Origin of the sequence: Pantoea sp. EA-12 (assembly GCF_030053355.1) — a bacterium.
In the GTDB taxonomy this organism is placed as follows: Bacteria; Pseudomonadota; Gammaproteobacteria; order Enterobacterales; family Enterobacteriaceae; genus Pantoea; species Pantoea vagans_C.
This window is the reverse complement of record NZ_JASGBY010000007.1, coordinates 278926-303674: the sequence shown is the minus strand read 5'-3', so window position 1 is coordinate 303674 and position 24749 is coordinate 278926. Positions and strand designations below refer to the sequence as shown.

21 protein-coding genes are annotated in these 24749 nt (G+C 56.7%); 10 read left to right on the top strand and 11 right to left on the bottom strand.

The features are described 5' to 3' along the window. Window positions 1–9: 9 nt before the first annotated feature. From pqqA to QMZ30_RS13550, 3 genes are all read right to left on the bottom strand, one after another. Complete coding sequence (gene pqqA, locus QMZ30_RS13560; protein ID WP_010617686.1) at window positions 10–81, bottom strand: pyrroloquinoline quinone precursor peptide PqqA; 72 nt, start codon at window positions 79–81, stop codon at window positions 10–12. Window positions 82–231: 150 nt separating this feature from the next. After that, entirely contained in the window at window positions 232–1257 is a 1026-nt protein-coding gene (locus QMZ30_RS13555) for a dipeptidase (protein ID WP_283227768.1), read from the bottom strand. Between the two features lie 78 nt (window positions 1258–1335). Further along, window positions 1336–2268, bottom strand: a complete 933-nt coding sequence (locus tag QMZ30_RS13550; RefSeq protein WP_283227767.1) for an ABC transporter substrate-binding protein — start codon at window positions 2266–2268, stop codon at window positions 1336–1338. Between the two features lie 408 nt (window positions 2269–2676). Here QMZ30_RS13550 and leuA point away from each other — a divergent pair, with 408 nt between their 5' ends. After that, a complete protein-coding gene (gene leuA, locus QMZ30_RS13545) occupies window positions 2677–4362 on the top strand; it encodes a 2-isopropylmalate synthase (RefSeq protein ID WP_283227766.1) in 1686 nt (561 codons plus the stop codon). Here leuA and QMZ30_RS13540 read toward each other — a convergent pair. Together QMZ30_RS13540 and QMZ30_RS13535 are read right to left on the bottom strand one after the other, a co-directional pair. Further along, window positions 4313–5095 carry an AraC family transcriptional regulator gene (locus QMZ30_RS13540; RefSeq protein WP_283227765.1) on the bottom strand — a complete coding sequence of 261 codons (783 nt, stop codon included), beginning with the start codon at window positions 5093–5095 and terminating at the stop codon, window positions 4313–4315. The two genes, leuA and QMZ30_RS13540, sit on opposite strands and share 50 nt — an antisense overlap. Window position 5096: 1 nt before the next feature. Then, on the bottom strand, window positions 5097–5960 hold the full coding sequence (locus QMZ30_RS13535) for an NAD(P)-dependent oxidoreductase (RefSeq protein ID WP_283227764.1): 864 nt from the start codon (window positions 5958–5960) through the stop codon (window positions 5097–5099). Window positions 5961–6178: 218 nt separating this feature from the next. On the opposite strand from QMZ30_RS13535, the gene pqqU reads away from it, so the two are divergent. From pqqU to QMZ30_RS13520, 3 genes are all read left to right on the top strand, one after another. Beyond that, entirely contained in the window at window positions 6179–8290 is a 2112-nt protein-coding gene (gene pqqU / locus QMZ30_RS13530) for a TonB-dependent receptor PqqU (RefSeq protein ID WP_283227763.1), read from the top strand. Between the two features lie 136 nt (window positions 8291–8426). Continuing rightward, window positions 8427–8678 carry a type II toxin-antitoxin system prevent-host-death family antitoxin gene (locus QMZ30_RS13525; protein WP_283227762.1) on the top strand — a complete coding sequence of 84 codons (252 nt, stop codon included), beginning with the start codon at window positions 8427–8429 and terminating at the stop codon, window positions 8676–8678. Beyond that, a complete protein-coding gene (locus QMZ30_RS13520; RefSeq protein WP_283227761.1) occupies window positions 8678–9103 on the top strand; it encodes a type II toxin-antitoxin system VapC family toxin in 426 nt (141 codons plus the stop codon). The genes QMZ30_RS13525 and QMZ30_RS13520 overlap by 1 nt, the downstream gene beginning before the upstream one ends. 68 nt (window positions 9104–9171) lie before the next feature. On the opposite strand, the gene QMZ30_RS13515 is transcribed toward QMZ30_RS13520, so the two are convergent. The 3 genes from QMZ30_RS13515 to QMZ30_RS13505 form a co-directional block, all read right to left on the bottom strand. Next, the gene (locus tag QMZ30_RS13515; RefSeq protein ID WP_283227760.1) at window positions 9172–9726 is read right to left on the bottom strand and encodes an isochorismatase family protein; all 555 of its coding nucleotides are present in this window, start codon (window positions 9724–9726) and stop codon (window positions 9172–9174) included. Between the two features lie 17 nt (window positions 9727–9743). After that, window positions 9744–10169 carry a MarR family winged helix-turn-helix transcriptional regulator gene (locus QMZ30_RS13510; protein ID WP_039335687.1) on the bottom strand — a complete coding sequence of 142 codons (426 nt, stop codon included), beginning with the start codon at window positions 10167–10169 and terminating at the stop codon, window positions 9744–9746. Window positions 10170–10285: 116 nt separating this feature from the next. After that, complete coding sequence (locus QMZ30_RS13505) at window positions 10286–10831, bottom strand: helix-turn-helix domain-containing protein (protein WP_039335685.1); 546 nt, start codon at window positions 10829–10831, stop codon at window positions 10286–10288. Window positions 10832–10928: 97 nt separating this feature from the next. Here QMZ30_RS13505 and QMZ30_RS13500 point away from each other — a divergent pair, with 97 nt between their 5' ends. The 4 genes from QMZ30_RS13500 to QMZ30_RS13485 all read left to right on the top strand — a co-directional run bounded on the left by QMZ30_RS13500 (window position 10929) and on the right by QMZ30_RS13485 (window position 18954). Beyond that, window positions 10929–12107 carry a benzoate/H(+) symporter BenE family transporter gene (locus QMZ30_RS13500; protein ID WP_283227759.1) on the top strand — a complete coding sequence of 393 codons (1179 nt, stop codon included), beginning with the start codon at window positions 10929–10931 and terminating at the stop codon, window positions 12105–12107. 153 nt (window positions 12108–12260) lie between these two features. Next, window positions 12261–13610, top strand: a complete 1350-nt coding sequence (locus tag QMZ30_RS13495; protein ID WP_283227758.1) for an SrfA family protein — start codon at window positions 12261–12263, stop codon at window positions 13608–13610. 2 nt (window positions 13611–13612) lie between these two features. After that, window positions 13613–16585: a virulence factor SrfB gene (locus tag QMZ30_RS13490; protein ID WP_283227757.1), complete on the top strand. Its 2973-nt coding sequence runs from the start codon at window positions 13613–13615 to the stop codon at window positions 16583–16585. After that, window positions 16582–18954 (top strand): virulence factor SrfC family protein, encoded by a 2373-nt coding sequence (locus QMZ30_RS13485; RefSeq protein ID WP_283227756.1) that lies wholly within the window; start codon window positions 16582–16584, stop codon window positions 18952–18954. Before QMZ30_RS13490 ends, QMZ30_RS13485 begins: the two co-directional genes overlap by 4 nt. Here QMZ30_RS13485 and QMZ30_RS13480 read toward each other — a convergent pair. The 3 genes from QMZ30_RS13480 to QMZ30_RS13470 all read right to left on the bottom strand — a co-directional run bounded on the left by QMZ30_RS13480 (window position 18951) and on the right by QMZ30_RS13470 (window position 20090). Further along, entirely contained in the window at window positions 18951–19217 is a 267-nt protein-coding gene (locus QMZ30_RS13480) for a barstar family protein (protein ID WP_039336989.1), read from the bottom strand. The two genes, QMZ30_RS13485 and QMZ30_RS13480, sit on opposite strands and share 4 nt — an antisense overlap. 2 nt (window positions 19218–19219) lie before the next feature. Beyond that, a complete protein-coding gene (locus tag QMZ30_RS13475; RefSeq protein ID WP_283227755.1) occupies window positions 19220–19654 on the bottom strand; it encodes a ribonuclease domain-containing protein in 435 nt (144 codons plus the stop codon). 88 nt (window positions 19655–19742) lie between these two features. Continuing rightward, entirely contained in the window at window positions 19743–20090 is a 348-nt protein-coding gene (locus QMZ30_RS13470) for a helix-turn-helix domain-containing protein (protein ID WP_034827340.1), read from the bottom strand. Between the two features lie 295 nt (window positions 20091–20385). Here QMZ30_RS13470 and QMZ30_RS13465 point away from each other — a divergent pair, with 295 nt between their 5' ends. Both QMZ30_RS13465 and oqxB read left to right on the top strand, forming a co-directional pair. Then, window positions 20386–21540, top strand: a complete 1155-nt coding sequence (locus tag QMZ30_RS13465) for an efflux RND transporter periplasmic adaptor subunit (RefSeq protein ID WP_283227754.1) — start codon at window positions 20386–20388, stop codon at window positions 21538–21540. A gap of 18 nt (window positions 21541–21558) precedes the next feature. Then, a complete protein-coding gene (oqxB, locus tag QMZ30_RS13460) occupies window positions 21559–24711 on the top strand; it encodes a multidrug efflux RND transporter permease subunit OqxB (protein WP_283227753.1) in 3153 nt (1050 codons plus the stop codon). The last annotated feature ends 38 nt before the right edge of the window (window positions 24712–24749 follow it).

Below are 24749 nucleotides of genomic sequence, written 5' to 3'. Positions count from 1 at the left end.
CAGAAAGTCTTAGCGGTTGGAGATGTACAGAGTCACTTCCAGGCCCAGACGCAGGTCAACAAATTCAGGTTTCTTCCACATAATTTTCTTCCTCTAAACAAATAACGCAGAGCAGGCTCTGCTGGAAATGCTTGCGCCAGAAATACAATATTCAGGCCACAATGCACGACGCGGGCTGATGTTGCGCCAATGTAGCAGGCATATCAACCCTGATTAGGTAAGGGAATTGTGTTAATCCTGCCAAATCTGTTGCAGGACGCGCTGCCAATTACCCCAGGCAACCTGCTCGATCACTGCTTGATCATAGCCGAGCGATGCCAGCAGCGCATGCAGGCGCGGCAGCCCAGAAACATCTTTTAAGGCGTCCGGCACACTGATGCCATCGAAATCTGAACCAAATGCTACGTTTTCTGGTCCCATTATTTCAATTAAATGTTCCAGATGTTTACCAATTTCGATCAATGGCGTGTCGCTGGTGCGCTGACCATCAGCGCGTAAGAAAGCGTTACCAAAATTCACACCTACCACCCCGCCACTGTCACGGATCGCCCGTAGTTGATCATCAGTGAGATTGCGTGGTTGCGCACAGAGTGCGTGGGCGTTTGAGTGACTTGCCACCAGCGGCGCGTTCGACAGGCGCGCGGTGTCCCAGAACGCTTTTTCATTCATATGCGATACGTCGATCATCATGCGATGACGATTTGCCGCTGCAATCAGCTGCTCACCGGCACGCGTCAGGCCCGGCCCGGTATCCGGAGAGTGTGGGAACGGGCCATTCACCCCCTCACCAAAAAGATTCGGTAAGTTCCAGAAAGGGCCAATACTGCGCACGCCCGCCTGATAAAACTCAGAGAGCGCCTCGCCATCAGCATCGAATCCGTCTGCACCTTCAATGTGCGCCACCATCGCCAGCACGCCATCACGGCGACAGGCGGCGATGTCATTGGCCGTCAGGCACAGTCGCGCGCGCCCCGCCGATTGGGCCACCAACATTTTCAGGATATCCAGTTGCTGCCAGAGGATATCCAGTGGTTGCCACTGCTCCTGCGCACGTTCAGGTGCCACTTCATTGATGTAACGTTGCGGCGGGACAAACATCGCAAACAACCCACCCGCAAATCCGCCCTGCTGCATGCGTGGAAAATCCAGGTGCCCTTTCTCAATACCCGAGAAGAAGGCGTCAGCAGGCGCATCGCGATGATGCAGCCACAGATTAAGCAGCAGGTCGTTATGACCATCGAAGGTTTTGGTTAACATAGGTGATAAAGATGAAGGCAAGATGGGCGCTATGCTACGCGCCCCATGGAGTTTAGCCAAACGTTGGGGCACAAAGGGTTACTTCTGTGCAACGGTTAAGCCATGATAAAAGGTCGGTTTGACGTCGAGGTGTTGCTGAATTAGGCCATATTTCTGGTAAAAATCAGCCGTCTCCTGCTGCTGGGCAATGGTGGCGTCATCAATGCTTTGCCAGTGTGACTGGCGGCGTGAGAAGGATTTTGCCGCTGCCTCTTTTGGAAAACCGATGATTTTCGCCAGCGTGGTGGAGTATTCATCGACATGGCTGTTCGCCCAACGATCGGCTGCCGCCAGTCGATTAACGTAATCCTGCAGGGCTGCCCGTTTTCCGGCATCATTGATCGCCGCATCGGTGGCCGCCAGGAAGCTGTTGCCACTGGAAAGCCCCACGCCGTTGATCAGAACACGCCCGGTATGGGTCACTTCCGCCAGCGCCGTGTAAGGGTCCCAGGTTGACCATGCATCCACTGAACCGTTGGCCAAGGCAATACGCGCATCGGCCGGCGTCAGGAAGCGCCATTTAACGTCTTTGTCACTGATACCCGCTTTTTCCAGCGCTTTTAACGCCTCGAAGTGGCCAATCGATCCACGACCGGTGGCGATATTTTTCCCTTTCAAATCCGCCACGGTTTTAATCGGTGAATCAGGGCTGACCAGCACCGCCAAACCTTCAGGCACCGATTTGCTCACCGCCACGGCTTTCACCTGTGAACCCGCCGCAAGGGAGAAAAGCAACGGCGCATCGCCAATAATACCGGCATCCACCGCACCAGCATTTAACGCTTCCGCCAGCGGTGCCGCCGCCGGGAACTCCGCCCATTCGATTTTATAGCTGAGATTGTTTAACTGCTGCGCCGCTTCCATCTCGGCGTGCATATTTCCCTTCTGGTCAGCGATACGCAGCGTCACGGTTTCCGCACTGACCGCCCCACTGGCAAGCATGATAAAAATGGCTAAACCTGCTCTTTTCATTGTGTTTTCTCTTATCGCGCAAAACCCCAGACTACCCTGTCGCGTAGCAAGCCGAGATGCTGATTTCATCTGAGGAATGCCGCCTGGCGCATAAGCTTTGGCACAACGAGCCCGCAACGGGAGGAGAGAATACTGATGTCATCACGGACAACAGCAACGATCATGCTTAAAGCACCGTAAAGGCCAGCCCGAAGAGCAAAGCGTCCGCCGCCGGGAGCGGCGGTCGATCTGCATGGATGCGTGATTCCTTTGCGATCGGGCTGGCCTTTATGGGGCCGTGCACCAGACCCACAGCAACCCCAACCAAACCTGATAAATTGTCAGTTATGCAGCCAGTGTTGTCAGTTATGCGTGAGCAGAGCGCGGCAGTGTGGTCCAGACTGATCACAGACCCATAAGGAGAACCTCATGCTGAACCAACCTGCTGAAAAATACCGCCCCTACCCGGTGATTGATTTGCCCGACCGTCAGTGGCCCTCGCGCCAGTTAACTCAGGCGCCACGCTGGCTCTCAACCGATCTGCGTGATGGCAACCAGGCGCTGGCGACACCGATGGACAGCGCGCGCAAGCTGGAGTTTTGGCAACTGTTACTGCGCTGCGGTTTTAAGGAAATCGAAGTGGCGTTTCCCGCCGCATCGCAAACCGACTTCGATTTTGTCCGTTTGCTGATCGAGCAGAATCATATCCCGTCCGACGTGGCCATTCAGGTACTCACTCAGGCACGCAGCGACTTGATCGATCGTACCTTTGACGCCCTGCGCGGTGCTCCACAGGCCATCATCCACATGTATAACGCCACTGCGCCACTGTTCCGTGAACGCGTGTTCCGCCAGAGCAAAGCGGAAATCGTTGAACTGGCCTGTGCCGGTGCGCGCCAAATCCGCGCCCGCTGTGAAGCACAAACGGATACCGCCTGGACGTTCCAGTATTCACCTGAAACCTTCTGCTTTACCGAACCCGATTTCGCGCTGGAAATTTGTGAAGCCGTTGCCGCGATCTGGCAACCAGGCCCCGAGCGCCCGATGATCATCAACCTGCCCGCGACGGTCGAAGTGAACACCCCGAACGTCTATGCCGACCAGATTGAGTATTTCTGCCGCCATTTCAGCCAGCGAGCGCAGGTGGCGATTTGCGTACATCCGCATAACGACCGTGGCACCGGCGTGGCCTGCGCTGAACTGGCCATCCTTGCCGGGGCTGATCGCGTTGAAGGCTGCCTGTTTGGTAACGGTGAACGTACCGGCAATGTCGATATCGTCACGCTGGCACTCAATTTGTATACGCAAGGCGTGGCGCCTGAACTCGATTTCAGCGATATCCAACAGGTACTGGAAGTCGTGACACGCTGCAACCAACTGCCGGTTCATCCGCGTCATCCTTATGCCGGTGAATTAGTCTTCACTGCCTTCTCCGGCTCGCATCAGGATGCCATCCGCAAAGGGTTTGCCGAGCGCAGCGAGCGTCAGGAAGCGATCTGGCAGATGCCCTATCTGCCGCTTGATCCACTGGATATCGGTTGCAGCTATGAAGCGGTGATTCGCGTCAACAGCCAGTCCGGCAAAGGCGGCGCAGCCTGGTTGCTGGAGCAGAATCACGGCCTGCAGTTACCGCGCGGATTGCAGCAGGATTTCAGCCGTATCGTACAGCAACAAACCGATGGCCATGGCCAGGAGATGACCCACCACGCCCTGTGGCAACTGTTCTGTCAGCACTATGGTTTAACGCAACCCTCGCGTCGCTTGCTGGAAGCGGAAAGCCACAGTGATGAAAAAGGCGAGACGCGTTTTAAAGCCCGCGTGCAAGACGGCGCGCAGCCGGTGACGCTGGAAGGGAAAGGTAACGGGTTACTGTCAGCCGCCGTGGCCGCGCTGCGCCAGCGTTATGATCTCGCTATTACTATCGAGGATTATCATGAACATACGCTGGGAAAACGCAGTGACAGCCGTTCAGTCACCTATATCAGCTGTCTGAATGCGCGTGGTGAACGCGCCTGGGGAGTAGGGATTGATAACGATGTGGCGCGCGCGTCGTTGCAGGCACTGCTCAACGCGGCCCATGCTTTTCTGCCGCAGGAAAGTAATTCGCTGGCGTAACGCCCAGCACCCGGCGAAACATCGCACTGAAGGCGCTCGGGCTCTCGTAGCCAAGATCGAGCGCCACCGTCAGCACCGTCTCACCCTGTGCCAGGCGCGCTAAGGCCACACTCAAACGCGCCCGGCGCACCCAGTCACTAAACTGCAGACCGGTTTCGCGGTTAAAGTGGCGTGCCAGAGTGCGTTCTGCCACACAGAGTTCGCTGGCCGCTCGCGCCAGCGTCCAGTTTTCACCGGGTGACTGCTGGATCTGCTGACAAAGCGTGCGCAATCGATCGCTCTCTGGCCACTCCAGACCAAACGGCAGTACATCCATCACACGGATTTCATCCAGCATTAGTTCGTAAATGCGCTCGGTACGGCTGCCAGAACCGTACTGCTCTGGCAACGTCAGTGCGCTAACAATCAACTCACGCAGCAACGGCGAAATCTGCACCACCTGGCAACTGGCGGGCAAATCAGCGCGCGCCAGCGGATCGACAAACAGCGTGCGAGCCGCCACCGCGCCCACAATAGACAGCGCGTGGCGTGTGCCTGCGGGCAACCAAACGCCTCGACTTGGCGGCACAACCCAGCTGCCGTGCCGGGTCTCCACTTTGACCACACCGCTTAAAGTGTGGATCAGCTGTGCACAGTCATGATGGTGCCACGGCTCCTCGTCACCATGCGCATAATCGTGCGCATAAGGCACCACCGGCCGATGGCTAAAATCGAAGTTGAGCCGTTTACTCATCTTAGCGTTTCAGATACTGGAAAACCGCCGCCAGATCCTGCTCGCCATATCCGGCGTCCACCGCTTGCTGCCAGACATCCACGATATTCTCCAGTGCCGGCAGTTTGCTGTCACCGGCCGCATCCAGCGCCAGTTTGGCATCCTTCAATGCCCAGTTCAGATGCATCTGCGGCGTGTAATCACCGCTGGCGATCATACCCAGCTTCATTTTGGCGTACGGTGCCGCTAACGGGCCGCCATCCAACACCTTCCACAGATCGTCGGTGCTGAAACCAAACTGCTCCGCCAGTCGCGTACTCTCCGCCAGGCTTTGCATTAGACCGATCAGCCAGCTGTTGACCACCAGTTTCATCCGTGAACTGGCACCGGCTTCACCCAGCCATTGTGTTCCTTTGCCAATCGCGGCAAACACCTGTTCTGCGGCCTGCGCTTTGCTTTGATCACCGCTGGCCATCACCAGAATCTGGGCATTTTCTGCAGGCGCTTTGGTGCCTGAAACGGGTGCATCAATAAACAACACGTCCGGGCGCGTCTGTTGCAGATCGGCGATCAACCCATCTGTAGCTTCGACGCCAATGGTGCCCATCTGGCAGACTGTTGCGCCCTGATTCAGTGCGCTCGCGGCGTCACGCAGCGCCTGACGCGTGGTGTCACCGTCTGAGAGCATGGCGATCACCACGTCTGCACCCTGCACCGCCTGCGCCGCGCTGTCACTGAGTTGCAGGCCGGCGCTCAGTAAATCTTCGCCTTTAGCACGCCTACGGTTCCAGCCACGCACCACGAACCCTTTTTTCAGTAAGTTGGCAGCAAATGCATGCCCCATTGCGCCTAATCCCAATACCGCCACAACCGGTTGCTGACTCATAGTGACTCCTTTATATGCTTTCAGACAAAACCGCCAGACTGACAGAAAATCACAACCGCAGCCAGGCGAGAGATGCGACCTCCCACATTTTTTCACGCAACCGCAGGCAATAATCGGTCATACTATTAACGCTTTTGAAAAAAGTGAAAAAACTATTAACATATGCGCGATTAATGTTCCGTTTGGTTCATTCCACATCTTTCTTACGGTCTTTCATAATGAAAATTGCTTTACTGCGACAGGCACCGTTGCTGATGCTGCCTGCATTATTCCCCCTGCAACTCATGGCGGCGGATAATGCCAGCAATACCATGGTGGTAAGCGCCGCGCCTGCGGGTTCCGGGTTGTCAGAATTAGATACGCCAGCCGCCGTCAGCGTGGTGTCAGGTGACGACATGCGTCACGCCGCACCGCGCGTCAACCTTTCTGAAAACCTCACCAGCGTGCCAGGGTTACAGATTCAGAACCGTCAAAACTACGCGCAGGATCTGCAAATTTCAGTACGTGGCTTTGGCTCGCGTTCGACTTTCGGCCTGCGCGGCATCCGCATGTACGTAGATGGGATCCCTGCCACCATGCCTGATGGACAGGGACAAACCTCCAATATCGATATCGGTTCCATCGATCATATCGAGGTGCTGCGCGGTCCCTTTTCAGCGCTGTACGGTAACTCATCGGGTGGCGTAATTAACGTCGAAACCCAGACCGGTCAGCAACCTACGACGCTGGAAGCCAGCACCTGGTTCGGCAGTTACGGCAGCTGGCGCAACAGCGTTAAAGCCAGCGGTGCCACCGGTGACGGTACGCAGGCCGGAGACGTGAATTACACCGTTTCAGCCTCGCGTTTCACCACTCATGGCTACCGTGATCACAGCTCGGCGCAGAAGAATCTGGGCAATGCCAAGCTCGGGGTGCGCATTGATGACGTCAGCACGCTGACGCTGCTGTTCAACAGCGTGCATGTGGATGCACAAGATCCTGGTGGTTTGACCGAAGCACAGTGGAAAGATAATCCGCGCCAGGTTGCCAGCAACGTCACGCTGTACAACGCCCGCAAGACCGTCGATCAAACCCAGGCTGGCCTGCACTATCAGCGCCAGATGAGTGAAAACGACGACCTCAGCGTGATGCTTTATGCCGGCGAGCGTGAAACCACCCAGTATCAATCCATCCCGCGTGCCACTCAGCTTCAGGCGGGCTACCCTGGCGGTGTGATTTCGCTGTCACGCCACTATCAGGGCATTGATACCCGCTGGACACACCGCGATACCCTGTTCACCCTTCCCGTGACGGTCACGGGTGGGCTGGACTATGAAACCATGACCGAAAAGCGCAAAGGTTATCAAAACTTTGTCGGTAATGACCTGGGTGTGCAGGGCGATATGCGCCGCAATGAACGCAATCTGATGTGGAATCTCGATCCTTACCTGCAAACGGCATGGCAGTTTACGGATAAGTGGTCACTGGATGCGGGCGTGCGTTTGAGCACCGTCAATTTCGACTCAAATGACTATTACGTCACCGCCACCGACCCGGATGACAGCGGCAATCGTCGTTACCATCGCTGGCTGCCTGCCGCGTCACTGAAGTATGCGATTGATAATAGCTGGAATGCCTATGTTTCTGCCGGTCGTGGCTTCGAAACGCCGACCCTGAATGAGCTTTCGTACCGTTCAGCCGCGCAGACCGGTCTCAATATGGACCTGAAACCGGCCACCAGCGATACCGTTGAACTCGGCACTAAGAAACGCATTGGCAATGGCCTAATTACGGCAGCACTGTTCCAGACTGATACCCAAAACGAGATCGTCTCCGACAGCAGCTATGAAGGCCGCACCAGTTACAAAAACGCCGGCGAGACGCGCCGTCGCGGGCTGGAACTGGGCCTCGACCAGCAATTCGGTGAGAACTGGCAGTTCAAGGCGGCCTGGACGCTGCTGGACGCTCGTTATCGCTCCAACGCCTGTGGCACAGACAGCTGCGATGGCAACCGTATTCCGGGCATTGCGCGCAACATGGCCTATGCCGGACTGGCATACGCGCCGGAACAAGGCTGGTATGCCGGTGGCGATGTACGCTATATGAGTGATATCGCCGCGGATGATGAAAACGACGTTAAAGCCCCGGCTTACACCGTGGTTGGCGTGAATTCAGGTTACAAGTGGCTGGTGCAGAACTGGACACTGGATCTGTTCGGACGTGTTGATAATCTGTTTGACCGCAACTATGTCGGCTCCGTGATCGTCAACGAAAGCAACGGCCGTTACTACGAACCGGCACCGGGTCGTAACTACAGTGTTGGTTTGACAGTGAGTTATGCGTTTCAGTAAATAACCCGCTTTAGAATGAGAAATGCCCTGCAAGACGTGTCTGGATTGCAGGGCATTTTTTTGCTCAAAGATTGCCCACCCCGATGACATAGCTTATAGTCATGTAGCAACATAACTACTTTTCATGGAGGTCAATATGACAGTGACCAAAATGAGCAGCCGAGCATTTAATCAGGAAGTTTCGCGAGCCAAAAAAGCGGCGGAAGAAGGACCCGTCTATATTACTGACCGGGGAAAACCTGCACATGTATTGCTGACATTTGAGGCTTACAAACAGCTCACTGGCATGAGCAAAAGCATTGTTGAATCACTGGCGATGCCCGATGCGGTTGATATTGAGTTCGAGCCAGAGCGGGCAATTATCGTCAACAGGGATGTGGAATTCTAATGCGGTACTTACTTGATACCAATGTGATTTCAGAGCTACGCAAGGCAGGGACGCCAAGAGTGAATCCACAGGTGGTGAAGTGGGCAAACTCCGTTGATGCACAGGAAATGTTCATTTCCGTATTGACGTTGATGGAGATTGAAAAAGGCATTCTGGCCTTTGCCCGAAAGGACCCTCAGCAAGCGCATTTGCTTATGCGTTGGTACCAGGAAAGAGTGTTAATCGAATTTGCCTGGCGTACGCTTGCCATCGACAGCAATGTGGCTCGGCGTTGTGCGCAATTACACGTCCCGGATGCACGCCCCCATACAGATGCCCTTATCGCGGCAACTGCGCTTGAACATGATCTCATTTTGGTTACGCGCAATGTCAGGGACTTTGAAGGTTCAGGCGTGGTGTTGCTAAATCCATGGGATGAAAAGTAAATTACATCCTTTATAAATTATGCTGAGGCGACCCCAAGGCACACCCCAGCATACGGCTTAATTCGCGATTACTTCAGCAGCGCCAGCACATCAGCGGTTGAGCCGGTCTCACCCAAGCGCGGGAAAATACGCTCAACGCTGTTTTTATGCGTTTCGGCATTCAGGCAGGTCATGGCGTCAGTTGCCAAAGTGACGTTGTAACCTAGTTCGTAAGCCTGGCGTGCCGTGGATTCCACTCCAATCGAGGTCGCGATACCGCATACTACCACTTGAGTCACACCGCGCTGTTGCAGTTGTGCATGTAAGTCGGTGTTGTGGAAGCCGCCCCAGGTGGTTTTGGTCGCCGCGATTTCACCCGCTTTCAGCGTCATTTCTGGCACCAGCACCGCCCAGTCTGCAGGCAACTCACCGCTGTGGCGTGCCTGCTCGTTACGGCCCGGTGCGCCACCTGCCACATTGACTTTCACAACCGGCAGATCTTTTGCGTGGAACGCGTCAACCAACTGTGCACAGCGCTCAACAACAACGTCTGCAGCCAAAGGCGCGACAGGGAGACGGACAATCCCGTGCTGCAGGTCAATCACAATCAGGGCGGTTTTTGCATCTAAAGTGGTTAAAGCCATGTTGATTCCTCTCAGGATTATTGGTCGGCAATACGTTGCAGTAAGGGGATAGCCGCGAGTAGTGTCTTCTGCTCGGCTGGCGTGAGTGAGGTCGCCATATTCCGCAGTAACCAGTCATCGCGTTGCGCGCGATTAGCGGCGATCAATTGCAGGCAGCTTTCAGTGGGATGATAGCGGGTTTTACGGCCATCATGCGGATCGGCCTCCCCCTGAATTAAGCCCTGCGCCTGCAAACTGGCTACCGTGGCGCCCATCGACTGGCTGCGAACCCCCTCCTGCGCCGCTAACTCGGTCACCGTCATCGCGCCGTCCCGTACCAGGAATCCCAGTACCGACACTTGTGACCAGGTGAGATCAGCGGGCGGCGCTGACTCTCGCAAGCGCCGGGCCAGCTTGCCATTGATGCTGCGTAAGGCCGCAGCCGCGCTATTCAGGTCGCTCATGGCACCCTCTCCTTACTGATGAAGCGCGAGTATATAAATACGAAGGTAAACTGTGTAGTTTACCTTCGTATCAATTTGTAATTATCCGCGCGATCCGGGTAGCCAAACCCTTCGGTTTAAACCCGCTGCAAGTAATGGATCAAACTGTGAAAACGCAGGGGTGTGCTGAGAGGATTGCGGTAACTGTGCGGGGTATCCGCCGCGAACTGACTGGCTTCACCCGCTTGCAACCGGCGCCAGGTACCTTCGACATTCAGCAGCAGTTCCCCTTCCAGCACCACCACTTGCTCAATCACGCCGATTTCATGAGCTGAGGAATCACTTTGCGCGCCGCCAGCCAGGGTCACTTCAAGCAGATCAAAACGCAGCTTAGCGTCATACGGCAGCAGCGGTTTAACCTGCATTTGCGCGTTGGGTTGCTGAAAGGTTGCGGTGACACCGGGCGCCTGATCGCTGCCCTGAACAAAGAAAGAAAAAGGCACATTAAAGCCGGTGGCAATTTTCCACAGCGTTGCCACCGTGGGGCTCGACTCACCGCGCTCGATCTGACCGAGCATCGCCTTGCTGACGCCGGTGTGATCTGCTGCCAGCGTCAGGCTCCAGCCGTTGGCCTGGCGCAACTGTTTCAGCGCCTGACTTAAATGTTGATGAAGATTTTCCATGTTCACTCCTGACAAATTCGCGCGCAGTGTACCACTTGTGCGTTATAACACACTCGTGCAATAGTGTGCGCTATAACGCACAAGCAGGAAATAACCCATGATAACTGCCACTTCGCGCAGTGCTTTCTCCTTCCCGATGATGATTTCCGGGTTTATAGCCGTACTGGTGGGCTACAGCAGTAGCGCGGCATTGATATTTCAGGCGGCACAAGCGGCGGGTGCATCGCCCGCGCAAATCGGCGGCTGGCTGTCGATGTTAGGCGTGGGCATGGGGTTAGCCTCTTTTGGTTTATCCGTCTGGACGCGCATGCCGGTTCTGGCCGCCTGGTCTACACCGGGTGCAGCACTGCTGGCCACCAGCGTGCAGGGGTTAACACTCAATGAAGTGGTCGGGGTATTCGTCGCCACCAATTCCCTGATCGTGCTCAGTGGCGTCACCGGATTGTTCGCGCGCCTGATGAACCACATCCCCCAGTCGCTGGCTGCAGCGATGCTGGCAGGCATTTTACTGCGCTTTGGCATGGGAACCTTTAGCGGACTCCAAAGTAACTTTGCCCTGTGCGGCAGCATGTGTCTGGTCTGGCTGATAAGTCGTCGTTGGCTGCCGCGTTACGCCATTATTCTCGCGTTGATCGCGGGCGTGCTGGTGGCGTTAGGTCAGCAGGCGATTCATTTCCCCGAGCACGCCCTCACGCTCAGCGTGCCAGAATTTATCATGCCGCACTTCAATCTGGCGGCCTTGATTGGAGTGGGCTTACCCTATTTTTTGGTAACCATGGCATCGCAAAACGCACCCGGCATTGCCACCTTGCAGGCGCACGGCTATCAGCCACCAGTCTCTGCATTAACCGGTTGGACCGGATGTATTGCGCTGATCCTGTCCCCCTTTGGCGGATTTTCCGTGTGTATCGCTGCCATCACCGCCGCGATTTGCATGGGTGAGGATGTGGACGCCGATCCCAAGCGTCGCTGGATGGCTTCGGCCATTGCGGGTGTCTTCTATCTACTCACCGGACTGACCGGCGCGCTGATTGCCATCCTGTTAAGTGCCCTGCCCACTGTGCTGATCGCCACTCTGGCGGGGCTGGCGCTGCTCGCCACGCTGTCAGGCAGCCTGCAACGTGCGCTGTCGGAGCCTGAGCACCGGGACAGCGCTATTGTGGCGTTTCTCATCACTGCCAGTGGTATTTCATTGTTAGGTATCGGTTCTGCTTTCTGGGGATTGGTTGGCGGCTTGATCACCCATTTAGTCCTTAGCCAACGCACTCGCGCTTAAATTTTCAGCAACCCCACCCTGCAGCGGGGAAAAACGCCCTGTTTTTCCCCCTTTATCAGCCGTTTGATTCTCCTGCATTTGGCTTAAGATCACCAACATCGCCAAATACACATGGTGTTCTGCCTCAGACAACCACCGATAAGGGCCCAACGAGTGGCAAAAACTTTTCTGCGCAGCGGCAATCTGGATACGGTACTGGCACTGGGTGAAAACGGCCAGCCGGTCTGGGCTTCTGCCCTGCAAATCCGCGAAACGCTGCGTCTGCGCCGCCAGACAACGCTGGCTAATTGCCTCGCCATTCCGCAAGCCAATGAACGCGGTGACCGCCTCGACTGGTATGCGCCGTTCAACGGCAAAGTAAAATCCTGGCTGGCTGCCAGCGATCATGAGCGACAAAAAGCGCTGGAGCTGTTGACACTCAACCAGCAGGATTTGCTGGCCGCTAGCCTGCGCGCGCGTGATGCCGAAAATCCGGCCATGCGACTGTTCGGTGCCTTGCTGAGCAAAACACTCCAGTTTCCCGACCAGCAGTACGTCTATCTGGTCGACGGCAAACCCGTGATCACCTTCTGGGGCTTTGTCGATCCTCAGGCTCGCTCCCGCGATGATGCGCTCGCCTGCCTGCGTGACAGCCTGGAAGAGGCCTTACCGCCACTGTTGCCTGAGCCACCGGCTGCCATCGTGGCGCCTGTGGTTGTCGCGCCAGTGATTGCCCCGCTGATTGAGATCCCGGCGGTTGCGGCTGCCCCTGTTGCCGAGCCAACACCTGAAGTGATCGAGGTCGTGCCGGAAATCGAACTGGCAGAACCTGAGCCTGAACCTGTACCCGCCCCTGCACGTCGTCCTTCAGTATGGCGTCCTGTCGCCTTTATGTTGCCGGTCGCTGTGGCTGCCGCTGCAGGCGTGGCTTTCTGGCTTCACAGTTCCACACCGCAGGCGGCGCCTGAAACAGCGGTTGCCGATGTTCCGGCGCCGGTATTCACACCGCCAGCGGTGGTCGTTAAAGCCGAGAAACTGGCGGCCACACTGCCGCAGAAGAGCGCCTCCGTGACAGCAGCACCTGAGCCAGCAGCTCCACCGGCACCGCTGGAAGTGGTGGCTGAACACACTGAACCTGCCAGTGCCGATGACCTGGTGATGACCACCGAAGATGCGCGCGTCGGATCGGTGAAGTTCATCAATGGCACCTGGCGCGTGACCCTGCGTCAAACCAACTTACCCACCGGTAAACCGCCGAGCCTGCGTTATCAGCTGCGCAATGGCAAAGGCGTCGCCACCATTTCTCAAGGCGATAACATCCGCTGTAAAGCCGATGTCACTGCCGCCATGACCACCGCCGGCACCATGGTGGTACGCAGCCGCTATACTGCCAGCTGCAGCGATAAGTCGCGTTACCGCATGCCGGAGTTGGTGTGTAAAGCCGGTGATGGCATTGCCAGCTGTACTGCGCAATACGGCGCAGATCAGGTCTTCCCGTTGACGATTAAGCGTGAGAGTAAGTAACCATGTTGGCTCCCCTCATCGATGACAAACAAAAAATCACGCTGATTGAAGATAGCGGTGTGCAGTTTCTCGATTTTGGCCTGCGTCTGCCTGCTTTGCAGGCCCGTCGCCAGTTTGTAAGACAAACCGCCAATGGCCCGCTGCTGCGGCTTAACGTTGACGGCAACAGCGGAAAATTCCTGCTCTATCCCGAAGATGGCAGCGCGGCCGAAGTGGTTCGCCCTGAGTCAGATATTGCGCTGGCCGATTCGTTAAAACTGCTGGCACATCAGTGGCTGCCGTTGCCAGTACTGCGTTGCACCAGCGGGCGTCGTTTTATCGGTGGCCCGGATAACTGGGCGCGCTTGCACCTGGCCCCGCTGAGTCAGCCCGATGCGGCCGGTAACACCCATCGCATTACGCTGGCCTTCGATACCCGTATCGTGCCGGAACAAGACGGTGGCGAGCAGCACGGTCTAAGCAAAGCCGATGCCCAAAACGGCGTCAGCTTCGCGCTGGCCTGGCACAATTATGAGCTGGGTGAGTTTCTCGATCACACTTGGGTTGATGGCTGGCTGCGTGAAACCTTTGCCCAACAGGTTAATGCGCTGGAATCCCGTCGTGAGCAGGAACTCAACCAGGCGCTGCGGGAATTTGAGTATCAGGCACACTATCTCAACCTGCTGGAGCTGCTGGGCGAGCAACTCGAGCTGGCGGAGATCTACATTCAGGCTGCGTCGCTGCAAACCCCAGCCGTCAACGTCGATATCATTCTGGATGTCGGCAACTCACACACCTGCGGTATTTTGGTAGAAGATCACGCCGAAGAGAGCAGCGGCCTGCGTCAAACCTACGAGCTGCAACTGCGCGACCTCTCCGAACCGCATCAGGTGTACAACGAACTGTTCGACAGCCGTCTGGAATTTGCGGAAACCCGCTTCGGTAAAGCCAACTTCTCGCTGGAAAGCGGCCGAGAAAACGCCTTTATGTGGCCTTCGCTGACCCGTGTTGGACGCGAGGCCAGCCGCCTCGCGCTGCTGCGTGCCGGCACCGAAGGCAGCACCGGTTTATCCAGCCCACGCCGCTATTTATGGGATGAAGCACGCTATCAGCCCGGCTGGCGCTTTAACGCTAACGGCAGCAGTGACGAGCCGCAGGCCACCGCGCTGCCTTTCACCCTACTGTTGAATGATGAAGGCCAGCCGCTGCATGCGCTGGATGAAGATGAGCGCTTGCCGGTGTTTTCCGCTAGCTACAGCCGCAGTTCGCTGATGACCTTTATGCTCTGCGAACTGCTGGCACAGGCGATGATGCAGATGAACAGCGTGGCACAGCGTCATCGCATGCCACAAAGCCAGGCACCTCGCCAACTGCGTCACGTGATCCTGACCTTACCCTCGGCGATGCCTAAACCGGAGCGCGAGATTTTCCGTCGTCGCATGCAGGAAGCCATCGCGCTGGTGTGGAAAGCCGAAGGCTGGCATCCGGCCGAAGAAGATTTCAGTGCGGAAAACCAGGCAAAAAGTCTGCGCCCCGTACCGGATGTGCAGATGGAGTGGGATGAAGCCACCTGCGGACAGATGGTATGGCTGTTCAACGAAACCCAGGTCAACTTTGCGGGCCGCGCTGAAGATTTCTTTAGCAGCATGGCGCGCCCGGACCGCCCACGTGAAGCCGACGAACTGCCGGGTAAAAGCTTGCGCATCGCTTCGATTGATATTGGCGGCGGCACCACCGACCTGGCGATCACGCAATATCGCCTCGATGATGGCCAGGGCAACAACGTCAAAATCACCCCGCGACTGCTGTTCCGCGAGGGCTTTAAAGTCGCGGGTGACGATATCCTGTTGGATGTCATTCAATTGTGGATCCTGCCTGCACTGCAGCAGAGCCTGCAAAAAGCCGGATTGACGCTGGCTGAACCGCTGATGAACAAACTGTTTGGTCACGACAGCCGCATGGACGGGCAAGCTACGTTGCGTCAGCAGGTCACTCTGCAGCTGTTTATTCCGCTGGCGCAGGCAGTACTGGAGCGCTACGAAAACTGGGACCCGCTGGATAGCCACAGTGAGATCAATGCGCTGTTTGGCGAACTGGTGCCGCAAAAACCAGCCAGCAGCGTGTTGGCGTTTGTTAACGGCGAGATCCAGCGCACGCTGGGCGGGGATAGTCGCTTTGATCTGCTCGACGTACCTTTAGTCGTGAGCATGGCGCAACTGCACGCTGAGTTCCTGCAACACCGTATGGCCATCATTCCGGCACTGCGCGCGATGTGTGAAGTAGTTTCACTTTATCAGTGTGATGTGCTGCTGCTAACGGGCCGCCCTTCGCGCTTCCCTGGCATTCAGGCGCTGGTGCGCCATCTGCAACCACTGCCGGGCAGCCGCATTTTGTCGCTGGAAGGCTATCACACCAGCGACTGGTATCCGTTTAATAAACAGGGGCGCATTGATAACCCGAAATCCACGGCTGCGGTGGGCGCGATGCTGTGCCTGCTGGCGCTGGATTTGCGTCTGAGCAGTTTCTGGTTCCGCGCCGGTGATTTTGAGCCCTACTCCACCATCCGCTATCTGGGCGTGCTGGATGAGAATGCCACGCTGAGCGATGACAATCTCTGTTACAGCGAGATCGACCTCGACAGCAGCCATTTCGCGCTGGATCGCAAAAGCAGCTTCCGCATTCGCGGCAACGTGTGCCTCGGCTTCCGCCAGCTGGAGAACGATCGCTGGCCCGCTTCCCCACTCTACAGCCTGAGCATTACTGACCCGCAGTTGGCGCGTAAAGTGGCTGGTGAGAGCGTGTTGCGTATCAAGCTGGCGGTTCAGCCTGGCCCAGACGACTTCGGACCGGAACGTCTGGTGCTGAGCGATGCGCGAATGGATGACGGCATGCGTGTGCCGCTGGAACAATTAAGTCTGAAACTGAATACGCTGTCTGCGACCGGCAATGCCAACGCGCAGTATTGGATTGACAGCGGGAGCGTCTGCAAACGATGAGAACAGCTAAGAAAACCACGTCAGTCACGCCAGCCAAACGTCTCAGCCTGATGCAGGAGACACTCGACGGTGCGCTGAACTGGATCGATACCCATCAGGCTCAGGCGCCACGCCTGGCCATGGAAGCCGATACGCTGCAACTGCAACTGCGCCGTGCCCGCGTCGAGAGCCATGCGCTGGCGCGTCAGTTAGCGCGCCCGGTGACGCTGGCGCTGTTTGGCCAGTCACAGGCGGGTAAAGCCTGGTTGCTGAGTGAAATGGTCGGTGATGCCCAGGGCCAGCTGATTGCACGCCTTGGCGATAGAGTGGTTAATCACTTCCAGAACATCAATCCTGGCAATATCGATTTCGCCATCGCCACCCGCTTCAGCCACCAGCGTGAAGCACAGTCCAGCGCCTGGCCGCTGGAAATGACGTTGTTAAGCGATGCCGAGCTGATCCGTCTGATACTGGCATGTGCCAAAACCGAAGAGCAGCCCGATACCGCCGTGATTGACGCCGCGCTGCAGCGTTTGCAGCGCCATCGTCAGGATGAACCTGAACCCGGCCTCGACAGCGATGCGCTGATCACCTTGTGGACGTGGAGCCGCCGCCAGCATCGTCACGCGGAAGTGTTGGATCGTCACTTTTGGCCGCAGGCGATTGAACTGGCCCCATGGCTCAACGTGGATGACCGCGTGCAGCTGTTTGCGCTGTTATGGCCCAACCAGGTTGCGCTCAACGAACAGTTACGCAGCCTGATGCATTTACGCCATCAACTGCGCCAGGCACCGCGCCTGTTGGCGCCGCTCAGCCTGCTGACCGATGACGCCGCTCTACCGGCGGAAAAACTGATCGGCAACGACGCCGATTTGCAGGAGATGATTGAGGTCTGCCCGATTATCGCCAACCGTGTAGGTAAAGCGCAGCAGGTACCGCTGGGTTTGCTGGCGCTGCTGACGCTGGAGATCACCATTCCCCTCAGTTCCACGCCGCGTCAGGCGTTGTACGATGAAGCCGATATGCTGGAATTGCCTGCACCGGGCCAGCCTGCCGATCGCGGGCAGCAAGAGGATTTAGCGCAGTTGCGTAAGCGCGACGCACTGCGTGCGACTTTACTGGAACAGAAACGGGCACTGCTGCCGGGCTTATACGCTGCTCGTCAGGGCATCGATTTAATGTTGATTTGTACTGCTGCCAGCCAGCGTCAGGATGCCGATATGGCCGCCAGCGCCCTGCGCGAATGGCATATCCACCAAACCGTGGCCGCCAGCGGTGAGAAACCACGTCTGATTTGGGCGATAACCCCACACGATGCGCGCTATCAACAGCAGCAGATTAATGTTGATGAAGCGGTGCAACGTCAAATTGGCCAACCTGGGCAAAGCTGGGGCTCGATGCTGGCGCTGGATCGCGCGGGCGTTGATCGCATGGGCAGTTGGTTGCAGGACGAAATGCAGCCAGAAGCAAGACGCGATCGTCTGGCGCAGCAGTTAACCAGTTTGCAGCTGAAACTGGTGGAGCGCCTGCAACCCTGGACCGAATCCACGGCAACCCCAGAACAGGCCGCACGTAAACAAGCGATTTCCGACACCCTGCTTAAATGCCTGCAACACCGTACCGGGTTGCACGGTGAACTGCTGGAGCGTTTGCAGCCTTCGCGTGAAGCGGTTCGCCAGCTGTGGCTGAGTCAGAGCAGTGCTAACGTTGCGCAGCACAGTGCCAAAACGGCGGCTGCCGATCAGAGTTATTTTGGCATCGGCTTTGAGTTCGACCTGTTCAAAGATGAGCCGGTTGCCCAGGCAGAACCACGCAACAGTGGCGGCCAGCGCGATCAGCAGTTCCCGCAGCAGGTGTTTGCGTTGTGGCTGGAGCATCTGCGTCAGTTGCCCGAGAGTCGCAGCCTGCTGACGCTACTCAACGTCGATAAACCGACGCTGGAGTTGCTGGTGGAAGAGTTGATTACCGCCAGCTTCCGCCTGAACGTACTGAGCAAGTTGCAGAGCGCGCTTAACGAGCCGGATGCACAAGCCAGCGCCCACGAAGCGCGTACCGATCGTCAGGTCTCCCGCGCAATGACGGTGTTGGGTGATTTTGTTGCCTGGTTAGGCTTTTTACAGCGTCCTGAGAACGAACGTCCAGAGAGCCGTGTCAATCGTGGGCAAACTATCTTTGCTCGCCCACCTGCGCCCAGCGTCAGCTTCTCGTCGGGGCAACGTTTAACCCGCTTATCCGTGGCTCCGGCCAATCATACAGCGTATTACATCTATGACTGGCTGGTGGGGTTAAATTCGGTGATCGTAGAAAACAATGGCTACACCGGCGGCGGCGATTTACCGGCCAACGCCCGCCAGACGCTGGCATTCCTGCTGCTGCCGTTGCACGCTTAACGCGTCAGGCGCAGCTCGCCTTGCAGCTGCTGCGCCGCTTCTTCCAACAGCGCCAGAACCGGGGCAAATTCTGCCTGTTCACTGGCGCTTTCTACGTGCTTGAGATGGATGGTGGCGGGCAGCGCCATACCGCCGGTCAGCCAATCCCACATCGCGTCCAGATTGTTGCCGAACGCCAGCGTGCAGTGGCTCTGCGCCACCAAGGCGCGGTAAAACGCCTGACGGTTGTCTAACTGCTGAAAATCAAAGGTGAGCGTCAACATGGTTAATTCACCTGCTTGAAGCTGCGATAGTGATCGGTGGTGAGAAAGATCAGGCCATCAGAAGAGTAAAGCAGACGATCGGCATCGCGGTGTCCACAATCGTAATTCACATCCGCTTCATACCACTGTCGTCCGGCTTGCATCGGCAGGCGCTGCTCGCGGTTGCTAAAACGATCGCCCCCAATTGCTCGACCAGGCAGCACGTTGCACAGATCGCCTTTGCTCGGATTCCAACCCTGACGACGCGCTTCGCTTTTGGTGAGATAGAGATCTGGCAGTTTGTGATGCTGCTGCAACCAGCGCGCGACCGTATTGGCATCGGTGAGTTGTGCGATGTCCGTATGGCTTGAGGCCGATTTATTGCTTAAATGGGGTTTCAGCCCGGCCCAGGTGGCGGCCAGCGCGAAGATTAATCCGATCCAGAGTTTCTTTGACATAGTGACATCCTGATTGACAGGAAGCCGATGATAGCAGGATTACAGCGAAGAGGAACGCGGGCCAGCGAAGCTGGCCCTGGCGGAGGTGTTACTGCATGGCACTCGCGGCGGGCACGGCATGACGACGCCATGCGCCTGGCGCGACACCATACTGACGTTTAAAGCTCCGGTTGAACGACTGTTGCGAATCAAACCCCAGTGAAATCGCCACATTGAGGATCGGTTCGTTGGTGGTCGTTAAACGGTCCGCCGATTTTTTCAATTTTTTATTCCGGATGTACTCACCCAGCGGATAGCCGGTGTGCTCTTTGAACATACGCTGCAGGTGCCACTTCGAATAACCGGCGCGCCCCGCTACGGTGTCCAGATCCAGACGTGCTTCAATGTTGTTATCAATCCAGTCGATCAGATCGTGAATAAATGCGTCGCTCATCATCCCATTTTCTCCCGTCGCCTTGACGAACAGTATCAGTATCAGTTGCAATTACACTTTAAGGGTGACTGACTATGACATTTAATGCAAGTTTTATTATTGCATTAAATGCCGCACTCGCTGTAGGGGCTTTCCCCCTCTGAAACGAATTGATCAAAACAGCACATAAAGTGTATCAGATATTCTTGCAGATGCAGTTTGCAGCAGCCTACACTCATCGCGTTTTAATGCAATCTTAAAAGTTGCAGATTTTTCGTACATGTCCTTTCTTTTTTCACACCAAAGCGGAATAACAACAATGCATCTGCAAACATATGGGGTTCGTCGGGCGGTAAGCCTGTCAGGAGTGATGTTGCTGGGAAGCCTGCTGGCCGGTTGCGATCGCGGAGTGGCGCAAAACGCCCCACCGCCGCCGCCCGAAGTGAGTGTCGCGCAGGTGGTTCAACAACAGGTTAGCCAGTGGGATAGCTTCAATGGACGTTTTGAGGCGGTGCAGAGTGTGCAACTGCGACCGCGCGTCTCGGGCTATATCGATCAGGTTAACTATCGCGAAGGCGATGACGTGAAAAAAGGCCAGGTGCTGTTCACCATTGACGATCGCACCTATCGCGCCACGCTAGAACAGGCACAGGCTGAATTAGCCACCGCACGCAGCCAGGCATCGCTGGCACGCAGTGAGTCGGCGCGTACCGATAAGCTGATAGGTACCAACGTGGTGTCACGCGAAGAGTGGGAACAACGTCGCTCTGCGGCTAACCAGGCGCAGGCCAATGTGCTGTCCGCACAGGCCGCCGTGGATATGGCGCAGCTGAATCTCGACTTCACCCGCGTGACCGCGCCGATTGATGGTCGTGCCAGCCGCGCGATGATCACCACCGGTAACCTGGTCACCGCCGGGGACAGTGCCAGCGTACTGACCACCTTGGTGTCACAGGATCGCATTTACGTCTATTTCGATGTGGATGAAGCGACCTATCTGCAATATCAGTCCTTAGCGCGTCAGGGGCAAAATCGCGGCGCACTGCCGGTGGAAATTGCGCTGACCGGTGAACAAGGGTATCCCCATCGCGGCACCGTCGATTTCCTTGATAACCAGTTGACCGCCAGCACCGGCACCATTCGTATGCGCGCCACGCTGGATAACCACGAACATCAGTTTACGCCAGGTCTGTTTGCCCGCGTGCGTTTGCCAGGCAGTGCCGCGTTTAACGCGCTACTGGTGGACGATAAAGCGGTGCTGACCGATCAGGATCGTAAATACGTCTATGTGGTTGATGCACAGGGTAAAGCCCAGCGTCGCGACATTCAGGCTGGCGAAATGGCGAATGGCCTGCGCATTGTGCAATCCGGATTACAGCCGGGTGACAAGGTGATCGTTAATGGTCTGCAGAAAGTGTTCATGCCTGGCATGCCGGTGAAAGCTCAGCCGGTGGCAATGCGCTCCGCTCAATAACAATCGAGACTGCCTGTTATGGATTTCTCCCGCTTTTTTATCGACCGACCGATCTTCGCGGCGGTGCTGTCGATTTTGATCTTTACCACCGGACTGATCGCCATACCGTTGTTGCCGATCAGTGAATATCCCAACGTGGTACCACCCAGCGTGCAGGTGCGCGCGGAATACCCAGGTGCCAACCCCAAAGTGATTGCAGATTCCGTGGCGACGCCGCTGGAAGAGGCCATTAACGGGGTTGAGAACATGATGTACATGAAGTCGGTTGCCGGTTCTGATGGCGTGCTGGTCACCACCGTGACTTTCCGTCCAGGTACCGACCCCGATCAGGCGCAGGTCCAGGTGCAGAACCGTGTGGCGCAGGCGGAAGCGCGTCTGCCCGAAGAGGTGCGTCAACTCGGCCTGACCACACAGAAGATGTCACCCACGCTGACGCTGGTGGTGCATATGTTCTCGCCTCACGGTAAGTACGATTCACTCTACCTGCGTAACTACGCCACCTTAAAGGTCAAAGATGAACTGGCGCGCCTGCCTGGCGTGGGACAGATTCAGATCTTCGGTGCCGGTGAGTACGCGATGCGCGTCTGGCTCGACCCTAACAAAGTGGCGGCGCGTGGCATGACCGCTTCTGATGTGGTCAGCGCGATGCAGGAGCAGAACGTGCAGGTCTCTGCCGGTCAGTTGGGTGCAGAACCGACCAAAAAGGCCAGCGATTTCCTGCTGTCCATCAACACGCAGGGCCGCCTGGAGAGTGAAGAACAGTTCGGCAATATCATTCTGAAGACCGCAGACGATGGTACGCTGGTGCGCCTGCGTGACGTGGCGCGAATTGAGATGGGTTCGGGCAGCTATGCCCTGCGCTCTCAGCTGAATAACAAAGATGCGGTCGGCATCGGTATCTTCCAGGCACCAGGCGCCAACGCCATCGATCTGTCGAATGCCGTGCGTGCCAAAATGGCTGAACTGGCAACTCGCTTCCCGGATGATGTGCAGTGGGCCGCACCTTACGATCCAACCGTGTTCGTGCGTGACTCGATCCGTGCCGTGGTGCAAACGCTGTTTGAGGCGATTGTACTGGTGGTATTGGTGGTGATCCTTTTCCTGCAGACCTGGCGTGCCTCCATCATTCCGTTGCTGGCGGTGCCGGTTTCGGTGGTGGGTACCTTCAGCGTGCTCTATCTGTTGGGCTTCTCGCTGAACACGCTCAGTCTGTTTGGGCTGGTGCTGGCGATAGGTATCGTGGTCGATGACGCCATCGTGGTGGTGGAAAACGTCGAACGTAATATCGCCATGGGCCTGTCACCCACCGCGGCGGCGCATCAGGCGATGCGTGAAGTGTCGGGACCGATTATCGCCATTGCCTTGGTGCTGTGTGCAGTATTCGTGCCGATGGCGTTCCTGTCCGGCGTGACGGGGCAATTCTATAAGCAGTTTGCCGTAACCATTGCTATTTCGACGGTAATTTCGGCGATCAACTCGCTGACCTTATCACCAGCGCTGGCGGCGAAACTGTTGAAAGCGCACGATGCGCCGAAGGATTTGCCAACACGTCTGATTGATCGTCTGCTTGGTTGGTTATTCCGTCCGTTCAATCGCTTCTTCCAGCGCAGTTCGGATGGCTATGAGTCAATGGTGGGCAAAACCTTACGCCGTCGCGGCGCGGTGTTCGGCGTCTATGTGCTGTTGCTGGCCGGTGCAGGCTTTATGTTCCACACCGTACCCGGCGGCTTTATCCCCACTCAGGACAAGCTCTACCTGATTGGCGGCGTGAAGATGCCTGAGGGTTCATCGCTGGCGCGTACCGATGAAGTGATTCGTAAGATGAGCGAGATCGGCATGAACACCGAAGGTGTGGCCTACTCGGTCGCCTTCCCCGGCCTGAACGCCCTGCAGTTCACCAACACGCCGAACACCGGTACCGTGTTCTTTGGCCTGAAACCATTTAGTGAACGTACACGCAGCGCAGCGGAGATCAATGCCGAGATCAACGCCAAGATCGCCAAAATCCAACAAGGTTTCGGCTTCTCGATCATGCCACCGCCGATTCTCGGGTTAGGTCAAGGTTCGGGTTATTCGCTGTATGTGCAGGATCGTGCAGGTTTGGGCTACGGTGCCTTGCAAACTGCCATTAACACCCTGTCCGGTGCGGTGATGCAGACGCCAGGCATGATGTTCCCGATCTCCTCTTATCAGGCCAACGTTCCGCAGTTGGATGTACAAGTGGATCGTGATAAAGCCAAGGCGCAAGGTGTGTCACTCACCGATCTGTTCAGCACCTTGCAAATCTATCTGGGTTCATCTTACGTTAATGATTTCAATAAGTTTGGACGCACCTGGCGAGTGATGGCGCAGGCAGACGGTGATTTCCGCGATACCGTGCAGGACATAGCTAATCTGCGTACTCGTAACAGCCAGGGTGAGATGGTGCCGATTGGCAGTATGGTCAACATCACCACCACTTACGGCCCTGACCCGGTGATCCGTTACAACGGTTATCCAGCAGCTGACCTGATTGGTGACGCCGATCCGCGCGTGCTCTCATCAGCCCAGGCGATGGAGAAGCTGGAAGCGATGTCGAGCCAGGTGCTGCCGAACGGCATGAACATCGAATGGACCGATCTGAGCTATCAGCAGGCAACACAAGGTAACACCGCGTTTATCGTTTTCCCGGTGGCGGTACTGTTAGCCTTCCTGGTGTTGGCGGCCCTTTATGAGAGCTGGACCTTGCCGTTGGCGGTGATCCTGATTGTGCCAGTGACCATGCTGTCAGCGCTGGTCGGCGTGTGGCTGACCGGTGGCGATAACAACGTGTTTGTGCAGGTGGGCTTGGTGGTGCTGATGGGGCTGGCATGTAAGAATGCGATTCTGATTGTCGAGTTCGCACGCGAGCTGGAGATGCAGGGCAAAGGGATTGTCGAATCTGCGCTCGAAGCCTGTCGTCTGCGTCTGCGCCCGATCGTGATGACCTCCATCGCCTTCATCGCCGGTACCGTACCGCTGATTCTCGGTGAAGGTGCCGGTGCGGAAGTGCGTGGTGTCACCGGGATTACCGTGTTCTCCGGCATGCTGGGCGTGACGCTGTTCGGTCTGTTCCTGACGCCGGTGTTCTACGTGACATTGCGTAAGCTGGTGACGCGTAAGCAGCCTGCCGCAGAGGTACAGACAGTTTAAAGTCGTTTACTGTTAGTATGGGCGGCCCAGCGTGGCCG

Bases quoted from the DNA above. Each gene is read 5' to 3' on its own strand.
- QMZ30_RS13555 (WP_283227768.1), bottom strand. From the start codon at position 1,257: ATGTTAACCAAAACCTTCGATGGTCATAACGACCTGCTGCTTAATCTG.
- QMZ30_RS13550 (WP_283227767.1), bottom strand. From the start codon at position 2,268: ATGAAAAGAGCAGGTTTAGCCATTTTTATCATGCTTGCCAGTGGGGCG.
- leuA (WP_283227766.1), top strand. From the start codon at position 2,677: ATGCTGAACCAACCTGCTGAAAAATACCGCCCCTACCCGGTGATTGAT.
- QMZ30_RS13540 (WP_283227765.1), bottom strand. From the start codon at position 5,095: ATGAGTAAACGGCTCAACTTCGATTTTAGCCATCGGCCGGTGGTGCCT.
- QMZ30_RS13535 (WP_283227764.1), bottom strand. From the start codon at position 5,960: ATGAGTCAGCAACCGGTTGTGGCGGTATTGGGATTAGGCGCAATGGGG.
- pqqU (WP_283227763.1), top strand. From the start codon at position 6,179: ATGAAAATTGCTTTACTGCGACAGGCACCGTTGCTGATGCTGCCTGCA.
- QMZ30_RS13525 (WP_283227762.1), top strand. From the start codon at position 8,427: ATGACAGTGACCAAAATGAGCAGCCGAGCATTTAATCAGGAAGTTTCG.
- QMZ30_RS13520 (WP_283227761.1), top strand. From the start codon at position 8,678: ATGCGGTACTTACTTGATACCAATGTGATTTCAGAGCTACGCAAGGCA.
- QMZ30_RS13515 (WP_283227760.1), bottom strand. From the start codon at position 9,726: ATGGCTTTAACCACTTTAGATGCAAAAACCGCCCTGATTGTGATTGAC.
- QMZ30_RS13510 (WP_039335687.1), bottom strand. From the start codon at position 10,169: ATGAGCGACCTGAATAGCGCGGCTGCGGCCTTACGCAGCATCAATGGC.
- QMZ30_RS13505 (WP_039335685.1), bottom strand. From the start codon at position 10,831: ATGGAAAATCTTCATCAACATTTAAGTCAGGCGCTGAAACAGTTGCGC.
- QMZ30_RS13500 (WP_283227759.1), top strand. From the start codon at position 10,929: ATGATAACTGCCACTTCGCGCAGTGCTTTCTCCTTCCCGATGATGATT.
- QMZ30_RS13490 (WP_283227757.1), top strand. From the start codon at position 13,613: ATGTTGGCTCCCCTCATCGATGACAAACAAAAAATCACGCTGATTGAA.
- QMZ30_RS13485 (WP_283227756.1), top strand. From the start codon at position 16,582: ATGAGAACAGCTAAGAAAACCACGTCAGTCACGCCAGCCAAACGTCTC.
- QMZ30_RS13480 (WP_039336989.1), bottom strand. From the start codon at position 19,217: ATGTTGACGCTCACCTTTGATTTTCAGCAGTTAGACAACCGTCAGGCG.
- QMZ30_RS13475 (WP_283227755.1), bottom strand. From the start codon at position 19,654: ATGTCAAAGAAACTCTGGATCGGATTAATCTTCGCGCTGGCCGCCACC.
- QMZ30_RS13470 (WP_034827340.1), bottom strand. From the start codon at position 20,090: ATGATGAGCGACGCATTTATTCACGATCTGATCGACTGGATTGATAAC.
- QMZ30_RS13465 (WP_283227754.1), top strand. From the start codon at position 20,386: ATGCATCTGCAAACATATGGGGTTCGTCGGGCGGTAAGCCTGTCAGGA.
- oqxB (WP_283227753.1), top strand. From the start codon at position 21,559: ATGGATTTCTCCCGCTTTTTTATCGACCGACCGATCTTCGCGGCGGTG.